The sequence below is a fragment of the Fictibacillus sp. 7GRE50 genome (assembly GCF_015903875.1).
Classification (GTDB): domain Bacteria; phylum Bacillota; class Bacilli; order Bacillales; family Fictibacillaceae; genus Fictibacillus; species Fictibacillus phosphorivorans.
In genome coordinates, this window is the sequence record NZ_JACZDW010000006.1 from 18872 (window position 1) to 35550 (window position 16679).

Genomic DNA, 16679 nt, shown 5'->3' on the forward strand with positions numbered 1-16679 from the left:
TCTTTCACTCTCCTAAAAAATAAGGCCCAGAACATCATTCTGGACCTTTAAATCTTGTTCTATTCTTCTAGCTTAGTAGTTTCTATGAAAATTAAATTCATCATAAATGTTGCCTACTATCTTAACTAAATAGGTATCTTCTGCTTGTACATACGGGCTATTCACCGGATGGAAGGAAGTAAAGCGAAACAAATACTCCCCTTCTGGAATGTAGATAAAATCATCTCTCCATAATTCGGCTCTCCATACCATTTTATATGGCTCTGAGCTTACTAATGTAAAGGCTGAAGAAGGAATATCAATATTTCCAATTTCCCCTCCAAAATTAACATTCCCCATCACTCTGTTAGCAGGCGTAGTGGTTAGTTCTATAACAAATTTTTCACCGGCTCTAAAGTGGTTGGTGTCCCGAGACATTCCGTTCTTAACCCATTTTTCTTTCCATTCTGGTGTATGTGTAACCAAGGCTTCCAGTGCTGCAATGTTCACATTCATTCTTCTGTTTGATATTCCCTTACCACCACTATTGTCAGTTACAGTAAGTTCAACATCGTAATAATCAGAAACCGCAATTATTGAAGGATACCTCTGATTGCTAGTCGTTGTTACACCGTTCTTATCTTTAAATTTCCAATTCCACTGTACAATTGCCCCATCAACATCAAAAGAGGTATCTGGGTTGAACGTGACTGTTTTACCAATGAAAGGTTCCACAGGCGACCAATCAAAGAGCGCAGTCGGTGGGTTGTTAGGTGGTTTTGGGGTAACCACAATATCATGTAAAGCTGGCACCAGTGATTTCAGACCATCGTTATCAATAACCTGTAAGGAAACTTTATATGTTCCTACTAACGCGTTTGCGATCACCGGATTCTTACTTGTTGATGTAATTGCGGTACCGGTAGGTGATTTTATACTCCATTCATAACCAACAATTGTTCCATCTAGATCATATGAAGGTGAAGGATCAAATGTTATATTTTTTCCTTCAACAGCAGGTTGTGGTGTCCAAGTAAATTCCGCAAATGGATGATCAGGACCTTTTATTACTTCAATCTCTACCATACTTGTATCAGATAAAGAAGGAAGTGGTGCTGGTGGACTATCCCAGACAGTTTGATAAACTCGATACTTTCCAATACCTCCAAAATCTCTAAAATCAGTTGGTACATATCCAACTTGCCATTCTTTCTCAACTCCACCAGAACCGTTTAACTTTTCTACTTTCCAAGCATACTTGAGTGGAATGTGATTGTCTGGATCATAACTAGAATCTTTATATACAGCTACCTTCCCAAGTTCAATCGGACTTGGAGATAATGTAAATACGGATTTTGGTGGTTGATTATCCTTTACCACCTTAACCTGTTTTTCAAATAAATCTGACTGAAGACTAGGCGGTTGTTTAGGCTCGTCCCAAACAGTTAAACCAATTACATAACTTCCTTCTGCCAAGCCTAGTGAAGAGAAACTATTTGGCCAAGTTTGTAACGTAGATAAAATTGTCGATTCTCCTTGTTTACGAATGGTGATTTCGTAATCTTTCAAGGGGTCCCCATTTGGATCGTAAGACAAATCTGTAAAGTTCAAAGGTTCACTTCTATAAACTTCATCTTGCACATCGAATTTTGCGATAGGCTTTACATTAAATCCTGTATCAATTCTTTTTGTTACGCTGCCAAACGCCCCATCTATGTCTTCTACTTCTAATGTAACGTCGTAAACCTTATCCTTCTGCAAGTTAGCAGGTGGTTTTCCATTGTACTTAACCCCATCAACCACATAAGATATCCAATTGTAAGCCACAATTCCTTTGTCACTTCTATTCTTCTTATAGTCGGGATCATATGATGCTGTAGGATCTAAGGTAAGAGCATAATTGTTGCTACCGTCTACAGAAAACGTAAAATCTGCAACTGGTCGTCTATGAACATTCACCGTATATTCTCGAACCAAGCTTTCATCAGACCATTTTCTAAAGTTATTAAATCGTGCGTCTTTCCAATGAACAGGATCGTCTTGTGCTCTGAGTTGAATTTTATATGTTCCTACTTTTGAAAGTTCAGCAGGCGCGTTTATCCAGGAATTATGCTCCGAGATAGGAGTAAATGGTGCATCGTCGATTTTGCGTCCATTTACAGAACTAGGATCATGATTAAAGTTCCACTCTCTTTTTATTTCCGGATCTCCTTCAAAATCATTATACGTAACGTTGTAATTCAGTTTATCTCCCAACACAATAGTTAAGTTGGTTGGATTTTCTTTTATTACATACTTATTAATATAATAATCCTGAATATCACTTACGTTTTTAGATAGATAAAGTGGATCATATGGTTGATACTTACCGTTACCTAATCCCTTTAAAAACAAGCTTTCAGCATTACTTTTGTTTGTGACATCCGACAAACTCCAAAATGAAATGTTTTCATTTTTTATTTTGTTTGCCATGCTATTTACTTTTGAAGAATCGCCCATCCAGTTCCAAGGATTCTTATCCATTCTTACATAATACTTATCAGCACCCGGTCTATAAGATTGATTTACAAACGAGCTTGTGAAATCAGTAGCGTTCACTTGTTCTTTTGTAAGTCCCTCATTGTATGTACTTTTTAGTTCCATACGTTGTTTATAAATCGGTTTTCTAATGCTGTAGTAATAAGTAGTTCGCTCAAGCTCAACGTGGTTCGTATGCCAGTTTAAGTAGATAAACCAACCTTTTGTTCCATCCTTTGCGCTTGTATAACCATAGGGACCTGGATGGCTAGCTTGGGTTGCAATTGGTGGATTATAGGATGATAGCTTCGTTGTATAATCAGTCGCATTGTACTCCTCCCACCATTCTCTTACTAAAACCCATCCGTTTGTAGGCCGATAGGATCCTGGTGAAGCATGTATGTGGTTATACTCTTTGGATGTATTAACATTATAAATTTCATAACCTGCGGGTGGTCGGTAATTTGGATCATAACTGGTTATCGTTCCACCATCTACATACTCTGTCCAGTAGTACCAATCCCAATATTGAACACCACGTATCCCCGTTCCATCAGGATCAAGAACTTTATAGTAGCTGTTATCAAAGGAAACTTTTGCATCGATTCCTTTTGTCTTGAGGTCTGTTTCTAGATTAGCCGCATAAGACATCATCTTCGTTTTACTGCTTGTCTCGTACTCATTATAATAATGGTCATATGTAGCCCAATCATAGTAAGTACCTGGAACAGATGGTGTATACGCTGCCCCACTACCTACTGGACCTGTCTTATGCTTTTGTGTAACTTGATCAAGACCACCAAAGTTCAATATAATATCCACTTTGTTATGTCTCACCATTCCAAAATCAACGATTGGCGGTGCGTTGTTTACTTGTACAATTTTATCTTTCTCAGGAATATTAAAGTTAGTATTTTGTAGATAATGAGTGACCCCACCTATCATTTGAATGGTATCTGAAGCGTCTCGCATATAATGAGAATCCTGAATAAATTCTGGAAGTGTCGGCTGTCCAAAGGATTCTTTTACTTCTAGACTAAATCGGTAGTTCCCTACTTTATCGGTTTTGTATTCGAGATACTTCTTGTTTCCACTATCAATGACAACTTTAGGTGCATCTTGAGCTGTTCCGATAAACCCGTCATTGTTTGAATCAAACTCGACACTCCATATTCGTTGTTGAATCGGGTCATTATCAAAAGACTCACTTAGGTCTGTTAAACGAATAGTAGCTTGTTTGGATGCTTTGTCCCTAAGTTCTATCTTTGAGTTAACCATAAACTTCGCAAGAGGCTTCTCATCTTCAACGACCGTGAATTTCTTCGTAACGGGATCTGACGTTTCCCCCAAACTATTGGTAACGGTTAACGTCACTTCAAATTCTCCAGCTTTTCTTGATAAGAATTCAAGTTTCCTCTTATCAGCTGCTTGGCGTATCATAACATCGCTCAAAGTAACTCCTGGTGTTAAAGGCTTTATCGTCCAAGATGTCTTTGTATAGTCCAGTGGAGCTACTCTAATGGAAGGCGTAACAACCTCGGAAGCTGTAGCATCAACAAACACAGCACGATTGACCTTCTTCACTCCTCCTATACCGAAATCTGCTTTAGGAGTGGTTGGAAGTATTTTAAACTGCCGTTCTGTTTGATCAGAATCTCCATCATCATCGGTTACTTTCACGGAAACAGAATGTGTTTCTGGTTGCGTTACTCGACTGTACTTTTTTGTGTTTCCTTGTGAGAATTGACCATCAAATTGAAATTCGTTCGAAACAATAGTTCCATCTGTATCATAAGAGTTATCTTGGACGATAACATCTTCTACCCAAAAGTACTCATCTTGTGTCCATATACTTGCAATAGGTGGTTTATTCGGTTCTGGTTCTGGAACTGGCTCTTCTGGTACAGGCTTTGCGTCTGGAACTTTCTTCTCCATCTTCACTTGTACTCGGTAATCAAATTCATGAAGATGAACCATCGCTTTCCAATAATAGTACCAATAACTTTTGGAAGTACCGTCAGGCTTACCAGGATACGCTCCATAATACGTCCAATCCGAATACTTCATCTCTTTCATATATGGATCATTACCAGGTGTGTAGAAAACCGGATGGGCCCTTCCGAAATATTCCTGTCGATCAACTAATGGTCTTAACTTCTCAGCAGCCCACACATAAAAGAAATCTTTATCTCCCCATTCAGCCCCTTTTGGCCCTGCAAATGACATCCAAGGATCAGCTTGTTTGGGATACGAAGACCCTGCAATTTTCCAATAATATGGCATGTGACCTGGAAGAACATCCAGGTAGGTAGCTCCTGCAAGTTCGTTTAAAACACTTGTCCTATTGTTCTGATTGTCTTTCCACATCGATACAAAGGCATCCATTTCAGAAACAGGATACGTATATCTTCGATGAACAGGGTACACAATGGCAGACTTAATGGTGTATTCATCATACTTTGCGGACAAAGTGTTTAACGTTTGTTCAACACTGCTGTTGTAGTTTCCATTCCACGCCATTCGTACTGGAGGAAGAATAATTTCTTTGTCCTTATCTATTTTTTGCGTTCTAAAAGTAGTTATCTTTGGAAGTACAGCTGTTTTATGAAGGTAAGTAGTGGGTTCTTCAAAGGAACGACTGTCTCTAACCCATATATCAGTAAGCTCCGGTTCTGGACCACTTAACGGAACTTCTTTTCCAATCCCTGCTTCCAGTTTAACGGTCGGGATGCTCGCTCCTTCGACCTTCTTATTAGTTCTAGGATACACATCCAGCAATAGATTACCTGCCAATGCCACAACAAGGATCTGATTAACTAGTTTCTTATGTCTCATTTTCTTCTTTACGAACTCCCTTCAAGAAAACAGATCCAACAAAAAATAGCTCCTTATCAACCTACCCGTCTCGGCAAGAAAATTAAGAGCTATCTCTTTCCATATACAATTCTAAAAGATTAGTTTTTTACATAAGAAGCGTTGTTGTCCTTCACTAAATAACTACCATTTTGTAAAAAGTATTTACCTTGTTCCAGACGAACCACTCGATGTTTTCCTTTCGCTGCTTTTGAAGTCGTCCCTTTCAAACTGTACATTTTGGCATCCTTTTTTATATTCATGTATCCGATGAAGTATTCGACTGAAGCATCCTTTTTTAAGTAATAAGATCCACCCACATCTAGCTTGTCTTGTAAGACATTGTAGACTCTCAAGGTTTCGTTTTTATCGATGATGGAAAATTGACTACCTTCTGGGGAGTACATAATCACACCATTTTTTTTGGCGATGCCGCGACCGATGTAGGCGTTTGTTATTCCTTTTTCGTATTTAACATAATAGCCACCGCAATTGTAATAATCGCCTTCTATCCCATGAACTCGCAATGATTCACCTTTTTTTAGTGTCTTGAAAACAGAAAGACTGCCATCCTCGTTTTTTTGATATAAAGGGCGTTCTCCATTAAAAACGACTCTTGCGACAGCTTCTTGATTCACCTTTTTTGGTAACACAGGAATATTGGGATTAATGTCCGTTAAATTTGGTTTTTCTATAGGTGGGATAACCACCGGAGGCGAAGCATTTAAAAAGGCATCTCGGTCTTTTCTAGAAAGTTGCGAAAGATCTTTATTCTTATAGAATGTCACCTTGTGTTTATACGCATTTCGGTAAAGTGAGTAAGTTCCTCCTAGATAATAAGAGTGATCCGTTGTCGGTTCATCAATATAAGCGTAGAACCGTACATAGAAATCATCTTTCGACTCTCGATTTACAAAATCCCAACCGGTGTCTAAATATCTATCAGCGTATTGGTTTCTGCCTTCTGCTCCAAATGATTGTTTATAAAGCATCACACCTAGATACTCTGAGGACAAAGTTCTCATCTGTTCCCAACGTCCCATATCGAACTCTGGCCCTTTCTTGATTTCAAATACCATCGTTCCAGGTGTCTTTTTTGATGTAGTGAATTTATAGCCACCAAAGTCTTCATAATCACCGATATACTCATCTTTGAATATGGATTTAATTCCTACTGGTGCGATTGATTCTCCTTGTACAGCTGCTGCGTCCACCTTCTGTGGCGAGAGTGTCACAAGGAGCACAAGAGAGAAAGCTGCTAAGCGTTTAAACATCGTTTCCTCCTTCTAGCAAGTCTGCTATTTTTTATATTCCTGGATCACCACAAATTGGTGAGGACTATTATTCTTGTAGAAATTAGCTTCTATTACATACGCAATGCTCGGACCAAAAACCGTCCGTTCAAAACGATTAACGCCGTTGTATGTGTAGATATAAGGAAAATTAACGAATTTATTTGTGAAAGGGTCTTTATAACCATGATCAATATATTGCACATCTAGAAGTTTAATAGGTCCGTCTATAAGAGCTGAGTTTATAGGCTTTAACGCCGTATCCACTTTTAAATTCGCCATCATGGTATTCTTAAATGTTATATCGGCTTCATTTTTTACAAATATAACCTTATCATTCAAAAGTTCATTTTCGTCAATCTGTAATGCTGCATCATGTGCAGCGTTCTCAACGGCTGTTTCGACCTTATCCATACCTACATCAAGTATAGTTACTTCTAATTGATACATGTTCAAATACGCCCATAAGATCCCTAGTAAACCTGTTAACAATAGATACTTCAATGCCCTTCACCTCTAATTGACGTATTCACTCATCCTGGAAGATGACTTAATATGAGGTGGGTTTCCACTGTCCACTTTACTCGAAATGAGTTTACTCAGGATAAAGTGATACTCATTAGGCGCCTTTATTGTTCCCTCCACATATTCTCCTCTCATCTTTATATCTCCGGTTAGCTCCAGCTCAACCTTATTACGATCATATCCAATTTCTTCTAGATCTTTATAGATATCTTCTTTAATTTCTGGTGTAAAGTATCCTTCTAAAGAAGCTTTTTCCGTTGCCTTTTGAATCGTTCCTTGAATGATTTTTCCTCTCGCGTTTTCTATGTCGTTTAGGATTGGAGTAAATAAAAAATAAAGAACAAATGGAAGTATTAGTGTAAAGACGATAATATCCTTCATGGAACCTCCTATACAAACAGGGGGCCGACGCCCCCCACCTGTTTATTTCGCTATTTCAGTTTGCACTTCTTGCAGTTTAGTTCTTGTGGTATTTTTCATATTTTCAGCGTCTGATTTAAATCCGTCAGAGCTATACAAAAAACTACTTGCCAAACCAAGCGTAAACACTAACATAACTACTTTCATTGCGATATCTTTCATCTTCTTACCTCCAAATATTTTTATGATAATCACAAATGTAAAAAATTTGTGTTATATCTACAGATTGTTTGACATGTTAATCATGTCTTTGTATTGCAAAAAGTGAACAACAATGGGACAGATAAATAAACTAATCGCGCAGACTGTAAACGCGACTAAATGAATTATCTTTCCCCTGTCTTCTAAGTAGTCTTCATATTCCATGACATTCAGGTTGGAAAATTCTTCTCGTTTTTGTTTTAATAGCTCATGCGTTTGAGATACGGGTAACACCTCTACCTCTTGCATAACCAAAGCCAGCTTTTCTGCCTCAGGTGTATGGATATCTCTAACAAATGCATCCCAATTTATTTCTTTCCCATGTCCATTCGATAACGCTTTATCAATGGCTTTTTTGATATGGTGAAAGTATTTTCTACTTTCATAAAGTAAGTTGTAAATATTCCCCACTCGCTCGTCATGAGTACTAAATTCTGAGGCTATTAAGAGATATAACGAATAAACTTCATTGTTCTTTCTTCTTACTCGATATTTTCGATTGAGGTTTAAAAAATAATACAACGGCAACCCTTTTCGAAGGATACACCCCACTGAAAAAAATAAACAAACAACGCTTAAGAATGTGGGTGAAAATGGCCCTATGCCCATTCTCGTTTTTATCAACAACAGTACAGATGCAACGACCAACACAGCTAGACGCATTCCATTGAACACAACGCTATCTATCCATGTTGGGACTAAAAGTCTTTTTAATTCTTTTTCTGTTTTTTCATCAAAAAGGAACGAGCCTACTGCCGTGCTCTTTGGATCAGCGACAAGCTGTTTAAACTTCAGGTTTAATCGGGTATATCTTCTTCGATCATCTTTATAAACACTATTAAGCAAAAGATAAGTGCCTAAAAGGCATACACCACCTATTCCATAGAAAATAAGTGTAATGGGATCTAATAAATTCATGAGTGTATCACCTTCATATCTGTTTTTTAGGATTAGCTAACATAACAGCCATGACAATACCGATAACAGCTGCCGTTATCGTAATCGATAATGCTTTAACTCCCATCGATGTTGATAGAAGATAAGGATAAGAACTTTTTAGCATCATCTTTTGGTCGTTTAAAATAAAAAGGATTGGTGCCCCTATCGCTGGCAACCAACCTAATTGTGCGGCTTCTCTTCCTTTTGTTTCAGCTTTCCTAATGTTTCTTTCCTGTTTAGAGATCTCTTCTGTGACATCTTGTAAGATACTATTAACATCTGTACCATCTAATGATCTTAATATGGCTAATGATAGGTTTCTTCCTGCAAAACTACCGATTTGGTAAGCAAATACTTGCGCTGCTTCTTCTCGTTCTTCATGTTCAAATAAGCGAAGATAGAACATGGTAAACACGAGCTTCATGTGACCAGTTAATTCCTGGCTCAATTCTTTTAAAGCGAAGTACATGCTTCGATCATTTTTTAAATACGACTGTAATAGTTTAAGTGCAGCGACATTAATATTTGCTTGTGCATTCGCTCTAATTCGTGAAAGGCGTATATAAAGAAACACAATCGGTACACAGATGGCAAAGAGAATCGCAAAGCTCAAAGAGAACACGATATTTTGCGTCTTACTTAAAAAGAACACAAGAAACATGAGAAGAAAGCACGATTGAATCGTCATAATCGTCCGTAACATAGCCGGCCGATAACTCGATACCGTAGCACGCAACAACTGGTTATACCAAAGCAATGCTTTATTCTTAATCAGCTGCTCTTTATCTTGCTTTAACAACTGGCTGACACGCATCCTGATAACGGCTGATTTGTAGTTGAAGCCAATAAGGTGCAGCAGAATAAGAATCGCTGCAAGCCCAACGGAATAGTGAAATAAGCTTATGAACTGATCTATATAGTCTCGCATTACATCACACCTCGCAGGGCCTTAATTGAGATTCCGGTCCTTCTTCTTTCTTCCGTTCTCATCGGATACTTTTTACTGAGTTCTAAAAGCTCTCTTTGAAAGATCTCCATCTCTTTACGATTCTTCCTGAACGCTAATCGTTTAATCTTTTCTGGAATCTCATGGTGGTATGTCCAGGTATTTTGTTCCCAATCATAGTCCATGACTTTCCATATGGAAACATCAAGTGTAATCTCATCTACATGGTAAAATTGAATGCCAGTTACTTTCTTTTCGTGTCTAGGCTGATCAATTTCATCCATAGAGATAGAGAAATGAAGAGCTTTAGCAAAGCGAATATACTCAGCGTATTTGTTGCCGCCTTCGCTTTTATTTCTAAGGCTGATTGTGGCTAAAATGTCAGGGATATCAATGGGATCACTTTCATGAATCGTGCCCATGACTTGCGTAATCCCTCTGGTCATTCCACTAGCGAATATCTCTGCTTCATCTTCTCGTATTTCTGCCATGACTAGACGTTTAATATCTTCTCTTAACAATGTAGGGAACACGACGGTTTCAAGCTCTTTCCCCGTTCCCTGCTTATGAATGATTTGCTCACCAGGAAAATGCGTTCTTGGGTACATTTCAAAAGAAGATTCAATGAACCCCGTTCGGCTCAGATTCTTTGAAGCATTTAAAAGAGTCATTAAAAAGGTACTCTTTCCACATTCGGGTGGGCCACCTATAATGCTGCTAAATGGCATCTTCGCTAATGTCTCAAGTAAAGGGACGGCTTCTTGTGGAATGGTCTTTAATTTCACTTGAGTATCAAAGTCATACGTCTTTACAATTTGTCTTCTGAATGTGATAACCGGTTCAATCGTTCTTCCTGGAATACTGATTGTTACTCGTATTCCATCCATTGTGGTTGTTAGTAACTCCGTATGTTGAATAGCATCTAATTTATTCTTTCGGTCTGTATTTTTTAGCCGTTCGGTTAGTTCATACACTTTTTCAATGTTTTGAAAGGAATATGAAGCTTTAATATATCGGCCATTTTTATCAACAAAGATGTCTTTTCCTATGATTTGTGCTTTCGGCGAATCAACCAATGTGTTTCGCCATTGACCTAACGGCCCCCAACCGTAAGCCTCTTCAAAAATGGCATTGTTTAATTCTGAATAGTATTCAGGAATTTCAACTTCAGAGATAGCATTTTTTAACAAGAAATCATCAATAATTACTAAAATTGATTTCCTCGCAATTTTATCCCCCATAGCAGAACGATGCATGTTCTCTACATAGTCTTCTTGTTTGTTGTCCTGTTCGATTCGAGTATTGATCTCCTCTTTTACAAACCTTTTGGCTTTCTCCACGATGTCATAAAACGATGCATTCTTTTTTTTAAAACCCGTTTGATTTTGTTTGGAAAGATAGCTGCCAATACTAAAGCGTTCATTCGTCGACATCATTTGGCCCCCATGAAAGAGAAAAGAGATTTTTTCTTTAGCTTTGGCATTTCTCCTTCTACCAAAGATGTCGTTATGGATCTCGCGATCGTATGAATGGCCTTATTAAATGCTTTGCCAGCTTCACTTGCGATAATTCCATGTGCGATTTCAATATCTTCAGCGCCTGGTACGTACGGAATTTTCCCTACCAACGGAATGCCCAGGTGATCCGTTAAAAGTCGTGCTGTATAAGCCGCGTTTACCGAGTGTTTATTGATAATCAGTTGGAATTGATTTTCTGTATAACCAAGTTCTTTTAAAATTTGATTGCGGATTTGTTTAAAGTTTTTGGCCGATATGTCTTGTTGGGTTGCAACAAGCAAATGGGTTGTGGAACATTTTAATCCTGCCACTACTGACGCTGTATCATAGATCGAGCCAAGATCAAGCAGTACAATATCAAACTCTTGTTTAGCGATTTCAATGAGTTTCTGTATGGCATCAACTTTGTAGAATTGCTCAGAAGCAAATTTGCGATCCCTATTTCCGACCAGATAATAAAAACCATCTAGTTCAAGCATCAAGGACTTTAATTTGTTCTTATCGCGCTGATATTCCTTTTCAAATATTCCATTTTCTATAGAGGCATATAAACTATCAAAGCTGTAATCTGTTTCTTTATCAGGTATGTCCCCTGCGTTATATTGATTGAGGCCTAAAACACCGACTTTAAGATTCAAAGACGAGAGTTCGCTTGCCAAACATAACGCTAGCTGCGTGACACCAACTTGTGAATGCGTGCCAGAAATAGAGAATACGGTATTATAATCCATTCTTCTTTTTTCAATGCCGAACCAATCTAGTAGAATCATCTTCATGAATTCATTGGATGAAACCGTATCCTGGATTACCGTAATGTTGTTTCCGTGACAAACGTTAATAAGCGTTTCATTCAACACCGTTGCAATCATCGTCATCTTCATTTCAGGAAATTGTTCTCGAAGATTGATTAAATCAACCGTGTCCAAGTTCGTTTGTTCGAAAATAATCCCTTCATGCTTATGTGTGATCTCACTTATGTCGCTGATTTTTAGTAGCTCTGTAATCTGATTAATTTTTTCAATGCTTTGTTCGAAAGTAACGTTTTGGCTCAAGTAAGCAACCTTCATAAGCGCCCCTCCTATTAATAACTCACAATTATTTTGTAGCCTTGAGCAATAGCTGCATTCAGCTTTGAAAAATCGTCTTTTTTCATTAACACTTCAATTTGAGAGGGAGAACTGTTTCCATCTAGTCGATCAGTCTTCTCTTCTGCACCTTGTACTTCTGTGTTTTGGCTATTTTTAATAAAAGCTACGATTAGATCTGAAGCAATCGGCTTAGCAGCATTTCCGAGCTCCTCCTCAATGTTCGTTAGGTCTTCCTGCACAGTTGATTTTCTGCCTTCTGGCTTACTTAACCATAAATCAACAGTGTCTAGTCTTCTTAAGCTTCCTGGTACACTCTCAATCCAAGAGGAAGGAATCGAAAAGAAATACTCATTTTTGTTCTTTTTTAGTGAAGGATCTCCAATCTTATTCTTTGAGAACGAATCAAATTTTTCGATGATAGTCGTTGTGCGTTTCCCCACTACCTCAGCTGGGTCTTTAATCATCCCCTCTGTGACATATTCATTAGGAATTTTTTGAACCGTTACGTGTTCCTCCTCGATAATGGAATCAACGGGAATTTTGTCACTTGCGACCACAATGTTTTGGCTACTGAATCCACCCTTAAAAATGGTATTATCAGCGACTATCCAACCAAAAAAGAGAACCAAAAGAACGCCAGCCCAAATTTTTAACTTCAATCTGTTCTTCATACCTAAACTCCTTTCTCTTACATGCAAAAAGACACCATACACGGTGTCTTTTTGTTAGTCTTAATTTACTTTTTTGTTCCAAATCTTGAATTCTTCAATGTCTTGTTCGGTCCAGGAGTCGGGATACAAAGGATCTGAAGGGTTCACTGGACTTAGCAGAATAGCATCTTGTTTCGTTGTCGGTGAATCCATATGGCCATACATGAAAGCAAAGATATCCAAATTGTCTTTTATGACGGCGTTCACTCGGTTCACACCAATTGGTTTCGTCGAGTTGAATTCTAATGGATAGTTTCCTAAGTCTCCCCATATTGGAGTATAAAACTTTCTTCCACCGTCTCTTAATGCTTTTTTTATTCTACTATCTTTAGCAGCTACTTGCTGATCTGAAAATAAGTAACCTGTTTCTCGTTCCACATTCACATGTGGAAGTTCAAATTGTTTCGTGGTTGTTCGTTTTATTCCTGAAGCACTTACGTTAGATTCTGTTTGATCAAAAGGCACAGTAGCCAGTCCACTATCGATTGGATAAGATACGTAGCTATCAACTAATTTGTTTGAAATCTTCATATTAAATCCTGTATCCAAAACGCCTCCAAGATCATTTGAATACTGGGCATTAATGGGGGCATCAAAGCCGTAACCGGTCCTTTTTTTCTCTTGTTTCTTAAACGAGAGTAATAGATTCTCATAAAAGAGAACCATATCTTTCCCAACTTCTCGTTCCGTCATGACTACTCCTGTGTATTCTAAGTTTGTCTGATTGCCAGCATCAACCGTTATGGTTTCTTCACTACTGGTATATCCATCTGTAGTTATCGATCGTGCGTCTGTTGGAATATCGATCTCGTTCGGATCAAATCCTTCTAACTTAACTGTGTATGCAGCTTTTAAGTTTACTGTTAAGTAATGGGAAGGAATCGCCATATCAATAGAAGTGGGTAAAGACTCTGCGGTATAAGGGTTTGATTGAATCAGCGTATTTCCCTTATACAAGTTCACACTCACCTTTGCTTCTTTCAGTTCTGGTAATTCTTCATTGTAAATGTTCGCCCTGTTCAATTTGAGCTTAACGGGTAACTTCTCTTTTGCGGGTGCTGTATATATTTGTATCTTTTCTAGCCCTGCACCAATAAGAGGAACATCATAATAGAAAGTAAGAGTTATGTCTTCTGGACCAAGTGTGCCAGATTGAACCTCATTAGAAATAGGTCGATACGTATATTCACCCTTCTTTAGATCCTTTCTAGGAGAAAAACTATACTTAAACCCAATATCTTTAGTATAACTTTCACTAGCGATTAATTTTTTCGTGTAAGCGTCTCGATGATGAACATTAATTTTCGACTGCCGCGCTTCAAAATGAGCTGTGAAGCTTGCTGTATTAGTTGGATCAAACCACCCACCTTTTGCCAAAACCTGCAACGAACTATTAGTCATCTTGTACAAGATTGGTGAGTATTCCTTCATTGTTCCTTTAAGAGCTCCAGTGCTGAAATCCTTATCATAATTTAGAGGAGCTGTTAAATAAAATGAGTCTCCTCCTTTTAAAGTCACCGTTCCTCCACTTTGTGTTCTCTTTGTAGTTAGATTATGGAGAGTAAGCATACTGGGTAATGAAAAACTAACTTTATTTGTTGCATCTGCATTAAACCTTATAGTTTCTGTTCTTTGGATATTTCCTTCAACAAAACTATTCATTGAAGCTTTCGAAAATTCTAGAGCTGCCAGAGGAACATCTCTAGATTGTGCTTTATTAAATAAAGTTGAATAACCTGGAATACCTTTTCCACCATCCTCAACACCTGTGTAAATCTCACTGAGAACTAAGGAAGTGACAACGATACCTCTGTTTCGGTCAGAACCAAAGATATTACCATCGCCTCCCCATCCCCAATACAACGCGGCTGCAATTTTTTTATTATCGTAAATATTACCGCCATTATTTGGTGTACCCGTTGGAGGTGTTGCTTTACTATGTTCAATACAAAAAGCCTGTTGGCCATTAACAGTAAAATCCCCTACTGTTGAAAGTCCATAGGTTATGGAACCATGATAAACAACTGTTGCACTTGCTGCATCTACCTTCTTAATCAACTTTGAAAGTTCCAATAAAGGTAGAAAAAATTGAAATAACAAAGTTGCTATCATTAACAACGATAAGAACTTTTCCCTTGAAAAATTTTCCATGTAATCTCTCCCATCTATAAAATAAAAAAAGCATGTTTTATCACTATGTGATAAAACATGCTCAATTTACTTCTACCAATCAATCGTTCCCCATGATCGGCCACTATCAGATTTCATTTGTCCTTGATTTGTGGTTGTACCTTCCCATGTAGTGCCTGGCTTATCTTCTGATTCTTCCTTAAACGGTTTAGATGAACCAGTGTTATTTGACTTTTGTTTATTAGAATTACGAGAGGTATTAGCATCATGGTTATTAGGGACTTTCTTATTCTCGCTTAAAGAAGATGAACTCTCATTTACTTTCGGTTTAGAAGGCTTAACTGAACTATGCTGATTAGTTGTTCTTTGCTCTTGTGGTGTTTCAATAACTTTCATTTTGCTTTGTTCTTTCTTTTTTATTTCATGGCCCACTACATTAAGTAAATCCATTAATCCTTTTTTTGTATTCTCCTGTTTGATCTGCGATACTTGTTTCTTTATTGCCTCTAACTGTTGCTGATTCACTTCTGGACGAACTTTCTTTTGTTGAAGATTAAGGAATAGGCTGTGTACTTTCTTAGTACTATCTTTCAATTGAACATCTTGCTGTTTAGCTACATTGATGACTCTAAGCTGTTGATCTGCAAAGGCTGGTTTTATTCCCTTTAGATTTGAAGCTTTCTCACTCGCTTTAGAGATTGCAGCATTCTCTATCAATACACCTTTTTGATCTAACAGACCTTGAACTAAGGTTTGAAGCTGAAGCATGTTTTCAGCATCACTAAGCTCCATGATTGCCGTGTTCAACTTTACAGCATTGTCAGTAGTAAATCCTTTACCTTCTTGATTCTCTAAATCCCTTTTAATGACTTGTATCTGATCATAGTTAATACCTTTAGATAAAAACTCTTTCTTTGAATTGCTATATAGCTTATCAACTCTTTTTTGTATATCAGTGATGGTTTCGGTTTGCTGAGCTTCTACCCTTTTAGACTCTACTGCTTCTACATGATTACTGTAAGTATAAAATCCTCCACCAGTAACTAATGCTGCCGAAAGGAATCCTACAATCACTTTGTTTTTCATGGATTATCTCCCCTTCTATAGTTCTTATGAATTAAGTTTACCATTTTTTCCAATAATAGGTGGTGGGGTTTCAATGTGGATCTGGAAGATACGAACAAGTAAGCGCAACTTGTTTTTTGTTCAGAGAATACCACTACCACTTAGACAAGGGTTTTCATCGAAATGGGAGTAATATCCTTGGTTCTTTAAAACTTTAAAATTGGCCTTTTCAAACTCAATTAAATTGAATTAGTAGTGACGTTAAGGCAGGCGGAGTCACTAACACCCTATCAACCTAGCTAACATTGTTTTAAACAATGTGGTTGAATGTAGTTGGTTTCCGGCACATACCAACAACCTTCACGCAATAATAAGCCCACCATTGCGCCGTAAAAAACATCAAAGACCTAGACTGCTCCACGCGAATTTTTCGCCTTAGGTCCTCCGAATAACGGAGTAATGATATACAGCAGTTAATATATCACAACCAGTAACTA

The 16679-nt window shown here is 37.8% G+C and carries 12 protein-coding genes; all 12 read right to left on the minus strand.

Annotation, left to right across the window (positions count from 1 at the left end):
* Window positions 1–72 precede the first annotated feature (72 nt).
* A complete protein-coding gene (locus IHV12_RS19665) occupies window positions 73–5331 on the minus strand; it encodes a PKD domain-containing protein (protein ID WP_197191995.1) in 5259 nt (1752 codons plus the stop codon).
* A 119-nt stretch (window positions 5332–5450) separates the two neighbouring features.
* Complete coding sequence (locus IHV12_RS19670; protein ID WP_197191996.1) at window positions 5451–6623, minus strand: hypothetical protein; 1173 nt, start codon at window positions 6621–6623, stop codon at window positions 5451–5453.
* 24 nt (window positions 6624–6647) lie between these two features.
* Window positions 6648–7145 (minus strand): hypothetical protein, encoded by a 498-nt coding sequence (locus tag IHV12_RS19675; protein WP_197191997.1) that lies wholly within the window; start codon window positions 7143–7145, stop codon window positions 6648–6650.
* A 12-nt stretch (window positions 7146–7157) separates the two neighbouring features.
* The gene (locus IHV12_RS19680; protein ID WP_197191998.1) at window positions 7158–7547 is read right to left on the minus strand and encodes a hypothetical protein; all 390 of its coding nucleotides are present in this window, start codon (window positions 7545–7547) and stop codon (window positions 7158–7160) included.
* A gap of 42 nt (window positions 7548–7589) precedes the next feature.
* Window positions 7590–7748, minus strand: coding sequence for a hypothetical protein (locus IHV12_RS19685; protein WP_197191999.1), 159 nt, complete (start codon window positions 7746–7748; stop codon window positions 7590–7592).
* A 57-nt stretch (window positions 7749–7805) separates the two neighbouring features.
* Entirely contained in the window at window positions 7806–8705 is a 900-nt protein-coding gene (locus IHV12_RS19690; protein ID WP_197192000.1) for a hypothetical protein, read from the minus strand.
* Between the two features lie 13 nt (window positions 8706–8718).
* Window positions 8719–9654, minus strand: coding sequence for a hypothetical protein (locus IHV12_RS19695; RefSeq protein WP_197192001.1), 936 nt, complete (start codon window positions 9652–9654; stop codon window positions 8719–8721).
* Window positions 9654–11108, minus strand: a complete 1455-nt coding sequence (locus IHV12_RS19700; RefSeq protein ID WP_197192002.1) for an ATPase, T2SS/T4P/T4SS family — start codon at window positions 11106–11108, stop codon at window positions 9654–9656. Before IHV12_RS19700 ends, IHV12_RS19695 begins: the two co-directional genes overlap by 1 nt.
* On the minus strand, window positions 11105–12256 hold the full coding sequence (locus tag IHV12_RS19705) for an AAA family ATPase (RefSeq protein WP_197192003.1): 1152 nt from the start codon (window positions 12254–12256) through the stop codon (window positions 11105–11107). The genes IHV12_RS19700 and IHV12_RS19705 overlap by 4 nt, the downstream gene beginning before the upstream one ends.
* A gap of 14 nt (window positions 12257–12270) precedes the next feature.
* Window positions 12271–12948, minus strand: a complete 678-nt coding sequence (locus tag IHV12_RS19710) for an SAF domain-containing protein (RefSeq protein WP_197192004.1) — start codon at window positions 12946–12948, stop codon at window positions 12271–12273.
* Window positions 12949–13008: 60 nt separating this feature from the next.
* A complete protein-coding gene (locus IHV12_RS19715) occupies window positions 13009–15138 on the minus strand; it encodes a thioester domain-containing protein (protein WP_197192005.1) in 2130 nt (709 codons plus the stop codon).
* A gap of 72 nt (window positions 15139–15210) precedes the next feature.
* The gene (locus tag IHV12_RS19720; protein WP_197192006.1) at window positions 15211–16203 is read right to left on the minus strand and encodes a hypothetical protein; all 993 of its coding nucleotides are present in this window, start codon (window positions 16201–16203) and stop codon (window positions 15211–15213) included.
* Window positions 16204–16679 lie beyond the last annotated feature (476 nt).